The 18,109-nt window shown below is 66.3% G+C and carries 14 protein-coding genes; 7 read left to right on the forward strand and 7 right to left on the reverse strand.

The window, feature by feature from the left end; genetic code table 11:
- The first annotated feature begins 50 nt into the window (after positions 1 to 50).
- Complete coding sequence (locus tag RKE40_RS00775) at positions 51 to 563, forward strand: tripartite tricarboxylate transporter TctB family protein (protein ID WP_316016336.1); 513 nt, start codon at positions 51 to 53, stop codon at positions 561 to 563.
- A gap of 235 nt (positions 564 to 798) precedes the next feature.
- On the opposite strand, the gene fdhF is transcribed toward RKE40_RS00775, so the two are convergent.
- Together fdhF and RKE40_RS00785 are read right to left on the reverse strand one after the other, a co-directional pair.
- Positions 799 to 3,573, reverse strand: a complete 2,775-nt coding sequence (gene fdhF, locus RKE40_RS00780; protein ID WP_316016337.1) for a formate dehydrogenase subunit alpha — start codon at positions 3,571 to 3,573, stop codon at positions 799 to 801.
- A complete protein-coding gene (locus RKE40_RS00785) occupies positions 3,570 to 5,282 on the reverse strand; it encodes an NAD(P)H-dependent oxidoreductase subunit E (protein ID WP_316016338.1) in 1,713 nt (570 codons plus the stop codon). The genes fdhF and RKE40_RS00785 overlap by 4 nt, the downstream gene beginning before the upstream one ends.
- Before the next feature lie 324 nt (positions 5,283 to 5,606).
- Between RKE40_RS00785 and RKE40_RS00790 the strand changes: the two genes are divergently transcribed.
- From RKE40_RS00790 to RKE40_RS00805, 4 genes are all read left to right on the forward strand, one after another.
- Complete coding sequence (locus RKE40_RS00790) at positions 5,607 to 7,784, forward strand: acetate--CoA ligase family protein (protein ID WP_316016339.1); 2,178 nt, start codon at positions 5,607 to 5,609, stop codon at positions 7,782 to 7,784.
- A gap of 185 nt (positions 7,785 to 7,969) precedes the next feature.
- Positions 7,970 to 9,166, forward strand: a complete 1,197-nt coding sequence (sucC, locus tag RKE40_RS00795; RefSeq protein ID WP_316016340.1) for an ADP-forming succinate--CoA ligase subunit beta — start codon at positions 7,970 to 7,972, stop codon at positions 9,164 to 9,166.
- 12 nt (positions 9,167 to 9,178) lie between these two features.
- The gene (sucD, locus tag RKE40_RS00800; RefSeq protein WP_316016341.1) at positions 9,179 to 10,108 is read left to right on the forward strand and encodes a succinate--CoA ligase subunit alpha; all 930 of its coding nucleotides are present in this window, start codon (positions 9,179 to 9,181) and stop codon (positions 10,106 to 10,108) included.
- Positions 10,109 to 10,314: 206 nt separating this feature from the next.
- The gene (locus RKE40_RS00805; protein ID WP_316016342.1) at positions 10,315 to 11,040 is read left to right on the forward strand and encodes a GntR family transcriptional regulator; all 726 of its coding nucleotides are present in this window, start codon (positions 10,315 to 10,317) and stop codon (positions 11,038 to 11,040) included.
- A 10-nt stretch (positions 11,041 to 11,050) separates the two neighbouring features.
- Here the strand turns inward: RKE40_RS00805 and RKE40_RS00810 are convergent, their stop codons facing one another.
- The 5 genes from RKE40_RS00810 to gcl are packed head-to-tail and all read right to left on the reverse strand — an operon-like array spanning position 11,051 to position 16,501.
- On the reverse strand, positions 11,051 to 11,884 hold the full coding sequence (locus RKE40_RS00810) for a fumarylacetoacetate hydrolase family protein (RefSeq protein ID WP_316016343.1): 834 nt from the start codon (positions 11,882 to 11,884) through the stop codon (positions 11,051 to 11,053).
- 20 nt (positions 11,885 to 11,904) lie between these two features.
- On the reverse strand, positions 11,905 to 12,960 hold the full coding sequence (locus tag RKE40_RS00815) for a 2-dehydropantoate 2-reductase (RefSeq protein WP_316016344.1): 1,056 nt from the start codon (positions 12,958 to 12,960) through the stop codon (positions 11,905 to 11,907).
- A gap of 19 nt (positions 12,961 to 12,979) precedes the next feature.
- Entirely contained in the window at positions 12,980 to 13,870 is an 891-nt protein-coding gene (gene glxR, locus RKE40_RS00820; RefSeq protein ID WP_316016345.1) for a 2-hydroxy-3-oxopropionate reductase, read from the reverse strand.
- A gap of 42 nt (positions 13,871 to 13,912) precedes the next feature.
- On the reverse strand, positions 13,913 to 14,698 hold the full coding sequence (hyi, locus tag RKE40_RS00825; RefSeq protein ID WP_316016346.1) for a hydroxypyruvate isomerase: 786 nt from the start codon (positions 14,696 to 14,698) through the stop codon (positions 13,913 to 13,915).
- 30 nt (positions 14,699 to 14,728) lie between these two features.
- The gene (gcl, locus tag RKE40_RS00830) at positions 14,729 to 16,501 is read right to left on the reverse strand and encodes a glyoxylate carboligase (RefSeq protein ID WP_316016347.1); all 1,773 of its coding nucleotides are present in this window, start codon (positions 16,499 to 16,501) and stop codon (positions 14,729 to 14,731) included.
- A gap of 241 nt (positions 16,502 to 16,742) precedes the next feature.
- On the opposite strand from gcl, the gene bhcR reads away from it, so the two are divergent.
- Both bhcR and RKE40_RS00840 read left to right on the forward strand, forming a co-directional pair.
- A complete protein-coding gene (bhcR, locus tag RKE40_RS00835) occupies positions 16,743 to 17,579 on the forward strand; it encodes an HTH-type transcriptional regulator BhcR (RefSeq protein ID WP_316016348.1) in 837 nt (278 codons plus the stop codon).
- 120 nt (positions 17,580 to 17,699) lie between these two features.
- A complete protein-coding gene (locus RKE40_RS00840) occupies positions 17,700 to 18,107 on the forward strand; it encodes an ester cyclase (RefSeq protein ID WP_316016349.1) in 408 nt (135 codons plus the stop codon).
- The last annotated feature ends 2 nt before the right edge of the window (positions 18,108 to 18,109 follow it).

An 18,109-nucleotide genomic window follows, 5' to 3' on the forward strand; every position in this document is an offset into this window, starting at 1 on the left:
ATCATCACAGAGCCTACGCGCCGGGACAGGAGCCCGCGAGGAGCAACACAATGAGCAGCAACGAAGAAGCCGAAGGTCGTCCGCTCTTCAGCTACCGCACGCTGGATATCGCCGTGGCGCTATTCTTCCTTGTCGTCTGCGCGATCGTCATGACCGACAGCCTGCGCCTCGGCATCGCCTGGAAGCCAAACGTAGGACCGCAGCCGGGCCTCTTCCCCTTCTACATCGTCCTCGCCATGGGGATCGCCTCGCTCGTCAATCTGGCCCATGCGCTGCCGCATACCGAAGCAGGTGCTCAGACCGCGACGAGCGTTCCTGGCATCAAGCGCATGGCCGCGATCTTCGTTCCGGCCGTCATCTTCGTGCTCGCGACGAACTATATCGGCATCTATGTCTCGGCCGCGATCTATATCGGCGCCTTCATGGTGTTCTTCGGCAAGTTCCCGGTGTGGAAGGCCCTGACGATTTCGCTCAGCATCGCGATCGTCAACTTCATGATGTTCGAGGTCTGGTTCCTGGTTCCGCTGCCGAAGGGGCCGCTGGAGACCGCCCTCGGCTACTGACCCTTCGCTGTCTCTGCCAAAGCGGGCCGGGCGCACAACGCCCGGCCCGCTTCGTTTTCCTCTGTCGGCGAGATGCGTCGGCGAACCAGTCCTTCGACCAGCGCTAAAGCGCCATTCTCTGGTCGTGCGGATGTCCGAGCTGAGTCGTGCCGGGACGCATCCACCAAGCCGATGGTGGACGCGCAGAATCGCCCTGCTGTGTTCACAGTTCGCGCAGGGTGCCGCGCGCCGGGCCTTATTCGGCCGCCGTGGTCAATGCCTGATCGACCGGAAGCGCCCTGACCGCGCAGAACTTGAACTCCGGGATCTTCCCGAACGGATCGAGCGCCGGATTGGTCAGGAGATTCGCCGCCGCCTCCGCATAGCAGAACGGCAGGAACACCATGTTCTGCGGCACGTCCCGATCTGAACGCACCTTGACGGCGACCGCGCCGCGGCGCGTCTCCAGTCTGACGAAGCCGCCGGGCACGATGCCGAGGCGGCCGAGATCGCGCGGCGACATCAGCGCCACCGCCTCCGGCTCGAGATCGTCGAGCACGCCGGCGCGCCGCGTCATCGAGCCGGTGTGCCAGTGCTCGAGCACGCGCCCGGTCGACAGCACCATCGGGTACTCGTCATCCGGCACTTCGTCCGGCGCGACGATCTTGGCCGGCACGATCCTGGCCCGCCCGCTCTCGGTCGGGAAACCGCGGGCGAAGATGATCTCGTTGCCGGGCTGGTCGGGACCGTCGACCGGATAGGTCACCGCCCCCTCCCGCTCCAGCCGCTCCCAGGTGATATTGCGGAAGGACGGCATGACCAGCGCCATCTCGGCGAAGACGTCGGCCGGGCCGTCATAGTTCCAGCCGCAGCCCATGCGCCGGGCAATCTCCTGGATGATCCACCAATCCTGCCGGGCATCGCCCGGCGGACGCAGGACCTGACGGGCCATCTGGACCCGCCGGTCGGTATTGGTGAAGGTGCCGATCTTCTCGGCGAAGGCGGAAGCCGGCAGCACGACATCGGCGTGGAAGGCTGTCTCGGTCAGGAACAGGTCCTGCACCACGAGATGGTCGAGCATCGCGAGCGCCTCGCGGGCGTGGTTAAGGTCCGGATCCGACATCGCGGGGTTCTCGCCCTCGATATACATGCCGTTGATCTGCCCGGCATGGATCGCATCCATGATCTCGACGACGGTCAGGCCCCGCTTCGGATCGAGCGACTGGCCCCAGAGGTCCTCGAAGATCGCACGGACGGCGTCCTTCTCGACCGATTGATAGTCCGGATAGACCATCGGGATCAGGCCGGCATCGGAGGCGCCCTGGACGTTGTTCTGGCCGCGCAGCGGATGCAGGCCGGTACCGGGACGGCCGATCTGTCCGGTGACCATGGCGAGCGCGATCAGGCAGCGGGCATTGTCGGTGCCGTGGATGTGCTGGCTGACGCCCATCCCCCAGAAGATTATCGAGGCGCGCGAACGAGCATAGGCGCGGGCGACCTCTTTCAGCGTCTCGGCCGGAATGCCGCAGACCGCCTCCATCTTCTCCGGCGGGAAGGCCTGGATGCTCTCCTTCAGCCGCTCATAGCCCTCGGTGTAGCCGGCGATGTACTGCTCGTCGGTCAGGCCCTCGGTGATGATGGTGTGCAGCAGCGCGTTCAGCATGGCGACGTCGCTGCCCGGCTTGAAGGCGAGATGCTTCCAGGCATGGCGCGAGAGCGTCTGCCGGCGCGGGTCCATGACGACGAGCCTGGTGCCCTTCTTGGCCGCGTTCTTGATGAAGGTCGCCGCCACGGGATGGTTCACGGTCGGGTTGGCGCCGATGACGATGATCACCTCGGCGTCGAGCGCGGCCGCGAACGGCGCGGTGACCGCGCCGGAATTGACCCCTTCCATCAGGGCCGCCACCGAGGAGGCGTGGCAGAGCCTGGTGCAATGGTCGACATTGTTCGAGCCGAAGCCGGTGCGCACCAGCTTCTGGAAGAGATAGGCCTCCTCGTTCGAGCCCTTGGCCGAGCCGAAGCCGGCGAGCGCCTTGCGGCCCTTCTCGTCGCGGACGCGGTTCAGGCCGCTTGCCGCGAGATCGAGCGCCTCCTCCCAGGAAGCTTCGCGGAAATGGGTCCAGGGATTGGCGGGATCGACCTGGTCGCGCGCATCCTTGGGCATGTTCGGCAGGCGCACCAGCGGCTTGGTCAGCCGGTGCGGATGGTGGATGTAGTCGAAGCCGAAGCGGCCCTTGACGCAGAGCCGGTTGCGGTTGGCCGGCCCGTCGCGGCCCTCGGCGTAGACGATCTCCTCGTCCTTGACGTTGTAGGTGACCTGGCAGCCGACGCCGCAATAGGGGCAGAGCGAATCGACCTTGCGGTCTGGCCAGACGGTGCGCGTCTGGTTCGCGTCGAGGAAGGCGGCGGGCATCAGCGCGCCGGTCGGGCAGGCCTGCACGCATTCGCCGCAGGCGACGCAGGTCGACTGGCCCATCGGGTCGTCGAAATCGAAGACGATCTTGGCGCCGGCGCTGCGGTAGGCCATGCCGATCACGTCGTTGACCTGGACCTCGCGGCAGGCCCGCACGCACAGGCCGCACTGGATGCAGGCGTCGAGATTAACGCTCATCGCGGTGTGGCTGACATCCGAGCTCCAGCGCCGGGCCGCGGGGAAGCGGCTTTCGGTGACGCCGGTCCGCTCAGCCCAGCTCCAGAATTTCGAGGTCGGATCGTGCGAGGTCGCGCGCGCCGGCTGGTCGGCGACGAGCAGTTCCATCACCATCTTGCGGGCCTTCTCGGCCCGCTCGGTCCCGGTGTGGACCTTCATGCCGACGGTCGGCTTGCGCATGCAGGAGGCGGCGAGCACGCGCTCGCCCTCGATCTCGACCATGCAGGCGCGGCAATTGCCGTCGGCCCGATAGTCGGGCTCCGGCGAGTAGCAGAGATGCGGAATCGCGGTGCCGAGGCGCTGCGCCACCTGCCAGATCGTCTCGCCATAGGCGGCCTCGACGCGCTCGCCATTCAGTTCGAAGCTGATGCCCTGGGTCATTCGGCGGCATCCCTCGTCATGAATTCCTCCGGGAAGTAACGCATCACGCAGGTCAAAGGGTTCGAGGCCGCCTGACCGAGCCCGCAAATCGAGGCGTCGCGCATCGCCTGCGAAAGCTCGCCGAGCAGGTCCTGGTCCCAGACCGAGCGCTGCATCAGCACAACCGCCTTCTGCGTGCCGGCGCGGCAGGGCGTGCACTGCCCGCAGCTCTCATCCTCGAAGAAGCGCATCAGGTTGAGCGCCGCGCCGCGGATGTCGTCATGGTCGGACAGCACCACGACAGCGGCCGACCCGATGAAGCAGCCATGCTTCTCCAGCGTCCCGAAATCGAGCGGAATGTCGTCCATCCGCGCCGGCAGGATGCCGCCGGAAGCGCCGCCCGGCAGATAGGCATGGAAGCGGTGGCCGTCCTGCATGCCGCCGCAGAACTCGTCGATCAGCTCGCGGATGGTGACGCCGGCGGGGGCGAGCTTGACGCCGGGCTCCTTGACCCTGCCCGAGACCGAATAGCTGCGCAGGCCGGTGCGGCCGTTGCGGCCATGGGAGTTCCACCAGCCATTGCCCTTCTCGACGATGTCGCGGATCCAGTAGAGCGTCTCGACATTGTTGATCAGCGTCGGCTGGCCGAAGAGCCCGACCTGGAAGGGATAGGGCGGCTTGTGCCGCGGCAGCCCGCGCTTGCCCTCGATGCTTTCCAGCAGCGAGGATTCCTCGCCGCAGATATAGGCCCCCGCACCGCGGCGCATATGGATCTCCGGCCCGCCCGGCGGCAGCTTGGCGATCTCGCGCGTCAGGATCTCCCGCGCCAACGGGTACTCGTCGCGAAGATAGATGTAGGCATCGGTCGCCGCGACGACATGAGCGCCGATCAGCATGCCTTCGAGGAAACGGTGGGGATCGGTGTTGAGGTAGTGCCGGTCCTTGAAGGTGCCGGGCTCGCCCTCATCGCCATTGACCGCCATCAGGCGCGGGCCCGGCTCACCGAGCACGGCCCGCCATTTGCGACCCGTCGGGAAGCCCGCGCCGCCGAGGCCGCGCAGCCCGGAATCGTCGAGGATGGCGAGGATCGAATCGACGCTGCGCTCGCCGGAGCGCAGGCTGTCGAGCAGGTCGTAGCCGCCTCCCGAACGGTAGGCGTCGTAGTCGACATAGTCGGCCATATGCGGGTGTGTGTCGCCGGCCTCGATCGCGGCGAGGACGCCCTGCGTCGTCGCGGCATGGATGAAGTGATGGCCGACTTCCGCCACAGGGGCCTGGTCACACAGGCCGAGGCAGGGCGCCCGGACGACCCGGACCGACGGGCCGACGGCACTGGTCAGGCTTTCGAGCAGCTCTTCCGAGCGATGCATCGCGCAGGTCAGGCTATCGCAGACGCGCACGGTCAGCGGCGGGAGCGTCGGCTCGCCCTCCTTCACGATGTCGAAATGGGCGTAGAAGGTCGCGGTCTCGAAGACCTCAGCGAAGGAGAGCCGCATCTCGTCGGCCAGCGCCGCCAGATGCGCCGCCGAGATCTGGTGATAGCGGTCCTGGATCAGATGGAGGTGCTCGATCAGGAGGTCGCGCCGGCGCGGGCGCTCGCCGAGCAGCTCGGCGATCTCCTGCAGCGCACGAGGCTCGACCTGCCGGCCCTTGGGGGTCGATCTGGCGCGCTTCCGGCCGAGGCCGGGATGCTCGAAAGCATGGACATTCTGGCTGTGCTGCCCGCTCATAGGCCGAACCGTCCTCCCCACCGGGAACCAAGACCCCGTCTGCCCCGTGCTGTTATCCCAGCACTTGCGGCAAAGCGCGACGATATCCGAAAGATTCTAAGGTGCCAACCTCTGGCATGCATAATGCCAGATTGAAAACAGCCACCCCCGGGGCATCCGCACGCACCACTCACCTTCTCAGATTCCGACCCTCACTCCCCTCTTGACAGCGGCATGGATTGGCATGCCAAATACCAATCAAGATCCCGAACCAGGCGGACGCACCGAAAAACGGGCAGCCCGACGAGGATCGGCAAAAGAAGATTCCAAGGGAGGAAGTGCATCATGGCGACGCAGGCTGCCCTCAAGATCAAACCCGGTGAAACAGCAGGAGACCAGGCGACCGTCCGCAAGGTCCTGGACGGGGTCAAGGCGGATGGCCGCACCGGCCTGACCGCCCCCGAGGCCAAGCTCGTCTGCGACGCCTACGACATCCCGCTGCCGAAGGAAGGTCTCGCCAAATCGGCCGACGAGGCCGTCAAGCTGGCGAGCGGGATGGGCTACCCCGTCGTGATGAAGATCGTGTCCGCCGACATCCTGCACAAGACGGATGCAGGCGGCGTGATCGTCGGCGTCAAGAGCGACGCCGAGGCCCTCTCCGCCCATGACACGATCCTGGCCAATGCCAAAAAGTACAAGGCCGACGCCAAGATCGAGGGCATCCAGGTCCAGCAGATGCTGCCCTCGGGCGCGACCGAGACGCTGGTCGGCGCGATCACCGACCCTTCCTTCGGCAAGCTCGTGGCCTTCGGTCTCGGAGGCATCCTGGTCGAGGTGCTGAAGGACCTGACCTTCCGCCTCGCGCCGGTCAACGAAGCGCAGGCCCTCGACATGATCGGCTCGATCAAGGCCAAGGAGATGCTCGACGGCGTACGCGGCGGCGATCCGGTGGACCGCAACGCCCTCGCCGCGATCCTCGTCCAGGTGTCGGCCCTGCTCGAGGACTTCCCGGAGATCGAGGAGCTCGACCTCAACCCCGTCTTCGCGACGAAATCCGGCGCGACCGCGGTCGATGCCCGCATCGTCTGCAATTTCGAGGCGCGCAAGGAACGCTTCCGCCCGGATCAGGACGCCATCGTCACGGCGATGAACCGCATCTTCCATCCGAAGGCCGTGGCGGTGATCGGCGCCTCCAACGAAGCCGGCAAGATCGGCAATTCGGTGATGAAGAACCTGATCAATGGCGGCTACAAGGGCACCATCGTTCCGGTGCACCCGAAGGCCGACACGATCGAGGGCATCAAGGCCTACAAGTCGATCCTCGACTATGACGGCGTTGTCGACGTCGCGGTCTTCGCCGTTCCGGCCAAGCTCTGCAACGGCGCCATGGACGAGGTCGGCCGCAAGGGCGTGCCCGGCGCGGTGATGATCCCCTCCGGCTTTGCGGAATCGGGCGAACCCGAACTGCAGGAAGAGCTGCTCGCCACCGCCCGCAAGCACAATGTCCGGATCATGGGGCCGAACATCTACGGCTTCTACTATACGCCGGAGAACCTCTGCGCGACCTTCTGCACGGCCTTCGACGTCAAGGGCAAGGCAGCCCTTTCCTCGCAGTCCGGCGGTGTCGGCATGTCGATCATCGGTTTTGCCCGCTCGACCAAGATGGGCGTCTCCTCGATCGTCGGACTCGGCAACAAGTCGGACCTCGACGAGGACGATCTCCTGACCTTCTTCGAGCAGGACCCGAACACCTCGGTCATCGCGATGCACTGCGAGGATTTGAAGGACGGCCGCGCCTTCTCGGAAGTTGCCGAGCGCGTCTCCAAGAAGAAGCCGGTGATCGTGCTGAAGGCCGGCCGTACGGCCTATGGCGCGAAAGCCGCCGCTTCCCACACAGGCGCGCTCGCCGGCAACGACAAGATCTATGACGACATCCTCAAGGCGTCCGGCGTCATCCGCGCGCCCTCGCTGCGCGGCATGCTGGAATATGCCCGCGGCGTGCAGGTCCTGCCGGCGCCCAAGGGCGAAAACGTCCTGATCATCACCGGCGCCGGCGGCTCCGGCGTGCTGCTCTCGGATGCCTGCTTCGACAACGGCCTGACGCTGATGAAGATGCCGGACGATCTCGACGCGGCCTTCCGCAAGTTCATCCCGCCCTTCGGCGCGGCCGGAAACCCGGTCGACATCACCGGCGGCGAGCCGCCGCTGACCTACCAGAACACCGTCCGGCTCGGCCTCAACGACGAGCGCATCCACGCACTGATCCTCGGCTACTGGCACACGATCGTCACCCCGCCGCTGGTCTTCGCCGACAAGATGATCGAGGTCGTCACCGAGGCGCGCGCCAAGGGCATCGACAAGCCGATCGTCGCCTCGCTGGTCGGCGACGTCGAGGTCGAGAAGGCCTGCGAGAAGCTCTACGACCACGGCATCGTGGCCTATCCGTACACCACGGAAACGCCCGTCGAGGTGCTGGGCGCCAAGTACAAGTGGGCGCGCGCCGCCGGCCTGATCAAGGGCTGAGCGCCAGGCTCCCGCTTCCGCCGACGCCCGGATTCCGTCCGCCGTCGGCCACACGCACCGCGTGATCGCCGCTGCCTTCCTGCAGGAGGGCAGCGGCCCTCATAAAATCGTCAAGGCTTGTGTTCCGAATGGCCGGCGCCTCGGAAAGGCCCGGTCGCTCTCCCCGACATTCGAGAGAGATCGCGATGAACATCCATGAATACCAGGCGAAGGGGTTACTGAGGGAATTCGGCGTACCTGTCCCGGACGGCTTCCCGGTGCTCTCGACCGAGGACGCCGACGCCGCCGCGAAGCGCTTGCGCGGGCCGGTCTGGGTGGTGAAGTCCCAGATTCATGCCGGCGGCCGCGGCAAGGGCACCTTCAAGGAGCCGGAGGCCGGCGAGAAGGGCGGCGTGCGCCTGGCGAAATCGATCGAGGAAGCGAAGTCGTTCGTCGACCAGATGCTCGGCCGCACGCTCGTAACCGTGCAGACCGGCCCGGCCGGCAAGCAGGTCAACCGGCTCTATATCGAGGACGGCTCGCTGGTCGACCGCGAGTTCTACCTTTCCATGCTGGTCGACCGCGAGACCTCGCGGATCTCCTTCGTTGTCTCGACCGAGGGCGGCATGGACATCGAGGCGGTCGCCCATGACACGCCCGAGAAGATCAAGACCTTCTCGGTCGACCCTGCCATCGGCGCCATGCCGCTGCACGGCCGCACCGTCGCCGAGGCGCTCGGCCTTTCCGGCGATCTCGCCAAGCAGGCCGAGGATCTGACGGCGAAGCTCTATACGGCCTTCATCGCCAAGGACATGGCGATGCTCGAGATCAACCCGCTGATCGTCACCAAGGACGGCAAGCTGCGCTGCCTCGACGCCAAGATCTCGTTCGACGACAACGCCCTCTACCGGCACCCGGACGTCTACAATCTGCGGGACGAGACGGAGGAGGACGCCAAGGAGATCGAGGCCTCCAAACACGACCTCGCCTATATCGCGCTCGACGGCACGATCGGCTGCATGGTCAACGGCGCCGGGCTCGCCATGGCGACGCTCGACATCATCCAGCTCTACGGCGAAAGCCCCGCGAACTTCCTCGATGTCGGCGGCGGCGCCTCCGAGGAGAAGGTCACGGCGGCCTTCAAGATCATCACCGCCGATCCGAATGTGAAAGGCATCCTGGTCAACATCTTCGGCGGCATCATGAAGTGCGACGTCATCGCCCGCGGCGTCATCGCGGCGGTGAAGACGGTCGGACTCGAAGTGCCGCTGGTGGTGCGGCTGGAGGGAACGAACGTCGAGCAGGGCAAGGCGATCATCCGATCCTCCGGGCTCAACGTCATCCCGGCCGATGACCTCGACGATGCGGCGCAAAAGATCGTCGCCGCCGTGCGCAAGACGTGAGGGGGAACGAGCATGTCCATCCTGATCGACAAGAACACCAAGGTCATCTGCCAGGGCTTCACCGGCAAGAACGGCACCTTCCACTCCGAACAGGCGATCGCCTACGGCACCAAGATGGTCGGCGGCGTCGCCCCGGGGAAAGGCGGCCAGAACCATCTCGGCCTGCCGGTCTTCAACACGGTCGCGGAAGCCAGGGCGAGGACGGGGGCGGCGGCGTCCGTCATCTATGTGCCGCCTCCGGGCGCGGCGGATGCGATTTGCGAGGCGATCGATGCCGAGGTCCCGCTGATCGTCTGCATCACCGAGGGCATCCCGGTGCTCGACATGGTCCGCGTCAAGCGCATGCTGAGCGGCTCGAAGTCGCGGCTGATCGGGCCAAACTGCCCGGGCGTCGTCACCGCCGGCGAGTCGAAGATCGGCATCATGCCGGCCAACATCTTCAAGCCGGGCTCGGTCGGCATCGTCTCGCGCTCCGGCACGCTGACCTATGAGGCGGTATTCCAGACCTCATGCGAGGGCCTCGGCCAGACCACGGCCGTCGGCATCGGCGGCGACCCGGTCAAGGGCACCGAGTTCATCGACATGCTCGAAATGTTCCTCGCCGACCCCGCGACCGAGACGATCATCATGATCGGCGAGATCGGCGGTTCGGCCGAGGAGGAGGCGGCCCAGTTCATCAGGGACGAAGCCAAGCGCGGGCGATCCAAGCCGATGGTCGGCTTCATCGCCGGCCGCACGGCGCCTCCCGGCCGCCGCATGGGCCATGCGGGGGCGATCATCTCCGGCGGCAAGGGCGGCGCGGAAGACAAGATCGCCGCCATGGAGGCCGCCGGCATCCGGGTCTCGCCGTCGCCGGCGCGCCTTGGAAAAACGCTGGTGGAGCTGCTCAACGGCGAGGTCGGCGTCAAGAAGCGCTGCGCCGAGATCGAGTGGTCCTTCTGATTCCCGACGGTCTCCTTCCCGCACCAGGCAAACCCGTTATAGCCGCCGGACAACCGGCGGATCCGGCCTCCTCCTGACTGAGAGCCCGTGTCCATCAAGGTCGCGGGCCTCATTTTTGGCTGCCGCAGGGGCAGCCAACCTCACCTCCTGCATGGACGTGGCGCGCTCACGGCGTTATGCGCTGCAGCGATGCAGGAGCCGCGACCGTGAAAGCCCCCAGCGCAAACACCACTCTCGCCGCCGCGACCCAGGGCCTTGCGCTGAAGCGCTTCGCTCCGGAGGAGACCTTCAAGACCAAGGTCTATGCCGCGCTGAAGCAGGCGATCATCACCATGGACATCTACGCCTCGCCAGAGCCGACCTGGATCGACGAGCGCCAGCTCTCCGAGCAGCTCGGCGTCAGCCGCACCCCGGTGCGCGAGGCCGTCGCCATGCTGGAGCAGGAGGGGCTGGTGAAGTCGATGCCGCGTCGCGGCATCATGGTGCTGAAGAAGACCAAGAGCGAGATCGTCGAGATGATCCAGGCCTGGGCGGCGCTGGAGAGCATGGCCGCACGCCTCGCCGTGGAGCGGGCCAGCGATGCCGAGATCGCCAAGCTTCGTACGCTCTTCAAAGCCTTCGACGAGGCCCACAGGCCGTCCGACCATGTCGGCGAGTACTCCTCGGCCAATCTCGTCTTCCACCAGACGCTGATCGGGCTGAGCAAGTCGCAGCTGCTCGTCGAGATGACCGACAATCTGCTGCTGCATGTGCGCGGCATCCGCCAGATGACGATCGGGCGCGAGGACCGCGCCAGCCGCTCCATCGTCGACCATCTGCAGATCATCGAGGCGCTCGAACGCCGCGACGTCGCCCTCGCCGAGCGCTTGTCGCGCGACCACACGCTGGGCCTTGCGGCCTTCGTCGACCAGCACGCCGACATCTTCGACTGAGACGCCTCGCTCAGCCGCCCTGCACGAAGCTGTTGGTCAAAGTGCCGATCCCCTCGATCGCGACCTCGACCGTGTTGACCGGCTCCTTCATGGTGCCGACGCCGAGCGAGGTGCCGCAGCAGATCAGGTCCCCGGGCAGCAGCGTCATGTCGTGGGAGAGCCGGCTGACCAGCTCGTGTGGCTGGAAGACCATGTCGGCGACCGGGTAGTTCTGGCGCTCCTGACCGTTCAGCAGCGTGCGAACCGTCAGCGCGCGCGGGTCGAGGCCACTCGTCACCACCGGCCCGAACGGGCAAAAGCCGTCGAAGCTCTTGGCCCGCACCCATTGCGGAAAGGTCGGGTCGGCGGCGATCAGATCCAGCGCCGTGATATCGTTGACGCAGGTGTAGCCGAAGATGAAGGCGCCGGCCTCATCCGGGCTGACAGCGCTGCAGCGCTGGCCGATGACGATGCCGAGTTCCCCTTCATAGACCACCTTGCCGGCATAGGATCGCGGCCGCGGGATCGTCGCGCCCGGTGCCGTCGCGCAGGACGGAGCCTTCATCAGATAGAGCGGCTCCGCCGGCACGGGATTGGACAGCTTCGCAGCGAGCGCGTGGAAGTTGTTCCAGAGCGCGATGATCTTGGATGGCCGCGTCGGCGCCAGCAGCGCGACCTCGGCGAGCGCCATGGTCTCGCCCGTGGGCTGCGCCTCCGCGAACATGTCGCCTCGATGGACCGCGATCCGCTGCCCCTCCAGCCGGCCGAAGCCCTCGCGTCCGTCATGTGCGAAGCGCAGCCAGTGCGACGGCGCGATTCCGGGTTCCACCCGCGCCGTCTGCCGGATTGCCGTGATCGTCGACATCGCTCGTATCTCCTCCGGCCTCAGGACGCCGCCAGCTCGGGCAGCGGCAACGCCCGCCTTCCCTGCGGCGCCTTCGCCGCAAAAGCCTCGGGCGGAAAGGTCGGATAGAGCCCCTTCACGCTCGCCGCCTGCTGCACGAGCCCGAGCACGGCGTCGATATAGGGCGTCGGGATCTCGACGAGATGTCCCATCTCCTGCACGGCGCCGAGCAGGGCATCGATCTCGAGGGGGCGGCCCTTCTCCAGATCCTGGAGCATGGAGGTGCGATGGGCGCCGACGCCGGCCGCGCCGTCGATCCGGCGCTCGACATCGACACGGAAGCGGGCGCCGAGCCTTTCGCCGATCTGCTTTGCCTCCAGCATCATCTTGCGAGCGAGCGCGCGCGTGCCGGGATCGGTCGCGACGATGTCGAGCGTCGCATGGGTCAGCGCCGAGATCGGGTTGAAGCAGAGATTGCCCCAGAGCTTCAGCCAGATATCGTCCCGGATATCGGTGAAGAGCCTCGGCTTCATGCCACCGGCGGCGAGCGCATCGGCGAAGCGCGTCAACCGCTCGCTCTCCTGGCGGCTGGGCTCGCCAAGACCGAACTGGTCGCCATAGATGTGCCTGATCACGCCCGGCTCGGTGATCTCGGTCGCCGGGTAGACAGTGCAGCCGATGACGCGCTCCGGACCGATCGCGCTCCATTGCCGATCGCCTGGATCGACGCTGCGCAGGCGCAGATCGGCATAGGGGTGATCCAGCCCGTAGAAATACCACCAGGGCACGCCGTTCTGGGCGGTGACGACGGCGGTGTCCGGCCCGAGCAGCGGCTTCAGCTCCTCCGCCGCCTCCCAGGCCTGGTGGGCCTTGAGCGCGACGATCACCACGTCCTGATGGCCGAGATCGCGCGGGTCCCGGCTCGCCGGCATCCGCTCGATGATCGTCTCGGTCTTGGTGACGAGGGTCAGGCCCCTGGCCTTGATCGCTTCCAGATGCGCGCCGCGCGCCACGAGCGACACATCGAGCCCACCGCGCTTGAGCATCACGCCCATATAGCCGCCGATCGCGCCGGCGCCGTAGATGCAGATCTTCATGGGCCTCCCCTTTCCTTGGCTATGAGCTCGCGACCTCGTGGTTCGCCATGATTTCCAGCGCCCGCACCATGGCCGAATGGTCCCAGTCCCTGCCGCCATGGGCAGCGCAGGCGTTGAACAGTTCCTGCGCCGTCGCGGTGTTCGGCAGCGACACGCCGAGCGAACGCGCGCTCTGCAGCGCGAGGTTCAGATCCTTCTGGTGCAGCCCGATGCGGAAGCCGGGGTTGAAGGTCCGCTTGATCATGCGCTCGCCATGGACCTCGAGAATCCTCGAGGAGGCGAAGCCGCCCATCAGCGCCTGCCGCACCTTGGCGGGATCGGCGCCGGCCTTGGATGCAAACAGCAACGCCTCGCCGACCGCCTCGATGGTCAGCGCGACGATGATCTGGTTGGCGACCTTGGTGGTCTGGCCGTCGCCATTGCCGCCGACCAGCGTGATGTTCTTTCCCATCAGCTCGAACAGCGGCTTCACCCGGGCGAAGGCCGCTTCCGGTCCGCCGACCATGATGGTCAGGCTGGCCGCCTTGGCCCCGACCTCGCCGCCGGAGACCGGCGCGTCGAGATAGGCGCCGCCGGCCCTCTCGATCCGCTGCGCGAAGTCCTTGGTCGCCATCGACGAGATCGAGCTCATGTCGACGACGACCTTGCCGGCCGACAGGCCGGCGGCGACGCCATCGGCCGAGAAAAGGACATCCTCGACCTGCGGCGTGTCGGGGAGCATCAGGAAGACGATCTCGCTCGCCGCCGCGACCGCCTTCGGCGTCGCATGGACGACCGCGCCCCTCTCGACGAGGTCCTGAGCCACCGGCTTGTGGTGGCTGGAGCCATGCAGCCGATGGCCGGCGGCGAGCAGATGCTCCGCCATCGGGCGCCCCATGATCCCCAGTCCGATGAAGCCGATATCCATCATGTCGCTACCTGCCGTTTCGCGCGTCGTTCATCCGTGTTCCGGTCAGGCGGCAAGCGTCGTCGCGGGCAGCCAGGAGAGGCCTTCGCGCGTCTCCCGCGCGGGCTTGTATTCGCAGCCGACCCAGCCGGCGTAGCCGATGGCGTCGAGATGCCGGTACAGGAAGGGGAAGTTGATCTCGCCGGTGCCGGGCTCGTTGCGGCCGGGATTGTCGGCGATCTGGATATGGCCGATCCGATCGAGATTGACCTCGATCGTCCGCGCCAGATCACCCTCCATGACCTGCATGTGATAGACGTCGTACTGCAGGAAGACATTGGTGGAATCGACGTCGTCGAGCAGCTTCAGCGCCTGCGCGGTGCTGTTCAGGAAAAAGCCGGGCATGTCGCGCGTGTTGATCGGCTCGACCAAGAGCGCGATGCCCTCCTGCGCCAGCTCATGGGCGGCAAAGCGCAGATTGTTGACCAGGGTCTCGTGGAGTCTGGCGGGCTCAACGCCTTGCGGTGCGATGCCCGCGAGGCAATTGACCTGCCGGCAGCCCAGCTTGATCGCATAGTCGATCGCGTCGAACAGGCCGCGTTGGAACTCGCTGATCCGGTCGGGCAGAATCGCGATGCCGCGCTCTCCGGCCGCCCAGTCGCCAGCCGGCAGATTATGCAGCACCTGCGTCAGGTTCCAGCGCTTCAGCCTGCCCGCCAGCTCGTATTTGTCGTAGCCATAGGGGAACAGGTACTCGACACCGCTGAAGCCGGCTTCCGCCGCCGCCTGGAAGCGCTCCAGGAAGGGCAGCTCGTTGAACAGCATCGTCAGGTTGGCGGCGAAGCGAGGCATGGATCTCTCCCTGGCGTAGACTGATCGGGCTTACTGGGCCGGCTGCAGCGCGGGTTCGGGCAGAGGCAGGTCGAGCAGCTCCTCGAACTCGACGACATTGTCGATCTCGGTGCCCATCGCGATGTTGGTGACCCGTTCCAGGATGAACTCCATCACCACCGGAACCTGATGTTCCTGGAGCCAGGCCTTCGCTTGGGCAAAAGCGGCCTTGAACTCGTTCGGGCTCTTCACCCGGATCGCCTTGCAGCCGAGCCCCTCAGCGACCGCGACATGGTCGACGCCATAGCCGTCGAGATCGGGCGCGTTGATGTTCTCGAAGGCGAGCCCGACCTGGAAATCCATGTCGAAGCCGCGCTGGGCCTGGCGGATCAGGCCGAGATAGGAGTTGTTCACGACGATGTGGATGTAGGGCAGCTTGAACTGCGCCCCGACGGCGAGTTCCTCGATCAGGAACTGGAAGTCGTAATCGCCCGAGAGCGCCACGATCTCGCGCTCGGGATCGGCGGCGCGCACGCCGAGGGCCGCCGGCAGGGTCCAGCCGAGCGGGCCGGCCTGGCCGCAATTGATCCAGTGCCGCGGGTTATGGACCCGCAGGAACTGCGCGCCGGCGATCTGCGACAGGCCGATGGTCGAGACGTAACAGACGTCGCGGCCGAAGGCCTCGTTCATCTCCTCGTAGACCCGCTGCGGCTTCAGCGGCACATTGTCGAAATGGCTCTTGCGCAGCATGGTCGCGCGCCGGTCGCGGCAGTCCTGTGCCCAGCCGTTCCGGTTCTTCAGCAGCCCCTTCCCTTCCCGCTCGCGCGCCACGTCGACGAAGAGCTCCAGCGCCGCCTTCGCATCGGAGACGATGCCGTAATCAGGGTTGAAGACGCGGCCGATCTGGGTCGGCTCGATGTCGACATGAACGAAGGTCCGGCCCTTGGTGTAGGTCTCGATCGAGCCGGTATGCCGGTTGGCCCAGCGGTTGCCGATGCCCATCACGAAATCTGCGGCGAGCATCGTCGCATTGCCGTAGCGATGGCTGGTCTGCAGCCCGACCATGCCGGCCATCAGCGGGTGATCGTCCGGGATCGCCCCCCAGCCCATTAGCGTCGGCACCACCGGCACGCCGGTCAGTTCGGCGAACTCGACCAGGAGCTCCGACGCATCCGCGTTGATGACGCCGCCGCCGGCGACGATCAATGGCCGCTCCGCGGCAGCCAGCATCGCCATCGCCTTCTCGATCTGGCGGCGCGAGGCGGCCGGCTTGTAGACCGGCAGCGGCTCATAGGTCTCGTCGTCGAACTCGATCTCGGCCATCTGGACATCGACCGGCAGGTCGATCAGCACCGGGCCTGGACGACCCGAGCGCATGATGTGGAAGGCCTGCTGGAAGACGCGCGGCACCAGGGCAGGCTCGCGCACCGTCACCGCCCATTTGGTCACCGGCTTGGCGATCGCCTCGATGTCGACGGCCTGGAAATCCTCCTTGTAGAGCCGGGCGCGCGGCGCCTGGCCGGTGATGCAGAGGATCGGGATGGAATCGGCGCCGGCCGAATAGAGCCCGGTGATCATGTCGGTGCCGGCCGGACCGGAGGTACCGATGCAGACGCCGATATTCCCGGCCCTGGCCCGGGTATAACCCTCGGCCATATGCGAGGCGCCCTCGACATGGCGCGCCAGGATATGGTGGATCGAGCCGCAGCTCTTCAGGGCGGCATAGAGCGGGTTGATCGCCGCGCCCGGCACGCCGAACGCCTGGGTCACGCCTTCGCGCTCCAGAACCCTGACCGCAGCCTCGACAGCTCGCATTTTCGGCATGCCCGTTCTCCCGCGAGAAAACTGTTATTGGCATACCAAATGCCAGATACTGGCGTCGGTCAATTTATTTCAGAATATTTTTTCATACTCGTCAAAAATATGATTACCTGTTTTATATCAATATTTTACCTTTAATCATGTCATCGCCAACCAGAAGCCCGAAAAATCATTTCGCTTTGAATTCGCCATGGCAGCCCGCCTGTGCTCTCATGCTTGCGAGCAGGCGATCACGGAGGCGCGCATGAGCGCGATCGAGCAACGCAAGGGACGCGGGCGACCACGCTCGCTGAAGTCGGCAGTCGTCGGCGGGGCGGTGCAGGCGCTCGATCGCGGGCTGACATTGCTGGAGATCCTCGCCGAGGAAGACGGGCTGACGCTGAGCGAGCTCAGCCGCCGCTCGGGCGTCTCGGCCTCGACGGTGCATCGCATCCTGCTGACCCTGGAGAGCCGCGCCTACGTCCAGCACGACATGGAGCGCGGCCTCTGGCTGGTCGGGGTCGGCGCCTTCAAGACCGGCTCGGCCTTCCTGCGCAATCGCCGCGTCGCGAGCATGGGACGCGCCGCCATGCATGCGCTGATGGAGGCGACCGGCGAGACCGTCAATCTCGGCATCGAGGATGATGGCGAGGTCGTCTTCATCTCCCAGATCGAGAGCCATGACACGCTTCGCGCCTTCTTCCGGGCGGGGAGCCGCGGCGCGATGCACGCCTCGGGCGTCGGCAAGGCGCTGCTGGCCGAGTTTCCCGAGCACCGCGTGCGGCAGATCTGCGCCGTGCGGCGGCTCGAGCGCTTCACCGAGCACACGATCACCGATCTCGGCGAGCTCCTGAGCGAGCTCACGCAGGGTCGCCGGAATGGCTGGGCGCTCGACGACGAGGAGCGTTCGCTGGGCATGCGCTGCGTGGCCGCCCCGATCTTCAACGAGCACGCGGAGGCGATCGCCGGCGTTTCCGTGTCGGGGCCGGCCGTGCGCGTGACCCCGCGCAAGCTGGACGATTACGGTCCGATGGTCCGCCGCGCCGCCGACGAGATCACCCGCTCGATCGGCGGCCGACTGCCGAAGCGGGAAGAGGCTTGAGCCAGCGTGTTGCGGATTGCCGCGGCACAGGGGAAGGTGACGACGCTGCCAGACGGACCGAATTCAGCAAATCTGCCGAACCTGCTCCGATGCCGGAGCCGTTTTTTGAACGAGGCCGGTATGAGCGCCGATGATAACAAGCTGCTGGTGCGCGATTTCGTCGAGCGGGTCATCAACGGCCGGGACCTCGACGCGGCGGGCACCTATGTCGCCGAGGATGTCGTCGAACAGGTACCGTTTCCGGGACAAGGGCCCGGCCTTTCCGGGCTGAAGGGCGTGCTGCGCGGGCTGTTCGCCGCCTTCCCGGACATGCATTGGACCATCAACGAGCAGATCGCCGAAGCCGACAAGGTCCTGACGCGCTTCACATGGACCGGCACGCATGATGGCGAGTTCTTCGGCGTTCCTGCCTCCGGCCGGACGGTATCGGTCTGGGGCATGGTGATCGATCGCATCGAGCGCGGCCGGATCAAGGACACGCGAATCCTGATGGATGCGCTCGAGCTGATGCGGCAGATCGGGGCCTGAGG

The organism is Allobosea rubneri, assembly GCF_032464875.1.
Lineage (GTDB): Bacteria > Pseudomonadota > Alphaproteobacteria > Rhizobiales > Beijerinckiaceae > Allobosea > Allobosea rubneri.

What these genes read in the sequence shown, in the direction of transcription:
- RKE40_RS00775 (WP_316016336.1), top strand. Translation starts at nt 51, where the DNA reads ATGAGCAGCAACGAAGAAGCCGAAGGTCGTCCGCTCTTCAGCTACCGC.
- fdhF (WP_316016337.1), bottom strand. Translation starts at nt 3,573, where the DNA reads ATGACCCAGGGCATCAGCTTCGAACTGAATGGCGAGCGCGTCGAGGCC.
- RKE40_RS00785 (WP_316016338.1), bottom strand. Translation starts at nt 5,282, where the DNA reads ATGAGCGGGCAGCACAGCCAGAATGTCCATGCTTTCGAGCATCCCGGC.
- RKE40_RS00790 (WP_316016339.1), top strand. Translation starts at nt 5,607, where the DNA reads ATGGCGACGCAGGCTGCCCTCAAGATCAAACCCGGTGAAACAGCAGGA.
- sucC (WP_316016340.1), top strand. Translation starts at nt 7,970, where the DNA reads ATGAACATCCATGAATACCAGGCGAAGGGGTTACTGAGGGAATTCGGC.
- sucD (WP_316016341.1), top strand. Translation starts at nt 9,179, where the DNA reads ATGTCCATCCTGATCGACAAGAACACCAAGGTCATCTGCCAGGGCTTC.
- RKE40_RS00810 (WP_316016343.1), bottom strand. Translation starts at nt 11,884, where the DNA reads ATGTCGACGATCACGGCAATCCGGCAGACGGCGCGGGTGGAACCCGGA.
- RKE40_RS00815 (WP_316016344.1), bottom strand. Translation starts at nt 12,960, where the DNA reads ATGAAGATCTGCATCTACGGCGCCGGCGCGATCGGCGGCTATATGGGC.
- glxR (WP_316016345.1), bottom strand. Translation starts at nt 13,870, where the DNA reads ATGATGGATATCGGCTTCATCGGACTGGGGATCATGGGGCGCCCGATG.
- hyi (WP_316016346.1), bottom strand. Translation starts at nt 14,698, where the DNA reads ATGCCTCGCTTCGCCGCCAACCTGACGATGCTGTTCAACGAGCTGCCC.
- gcl (WP_316016347.1), bottom strand. Translation starts at nt 16,501, where the DNA reads ATGCCGAAAATGCGAGCTGTCGAGGCTGCGGTCAGGGTTCTGGAGCGC.
- bhcR (WP_316016348.1), top strand. Translation starts at nt 16,743, where the DNA reads ATGAGCGCGATCGAGCAACGCAAGGGACGCGGGCGACCACGCTCGCTG.
- RKE40_RS00840 (WP_316016349.1), top strand. Translation starts at nt 17,700, where the DNA reads ATGAGCGCCGATGATAACAAGCTGCTGGTGCGCGATTTCGTCGAGCGG.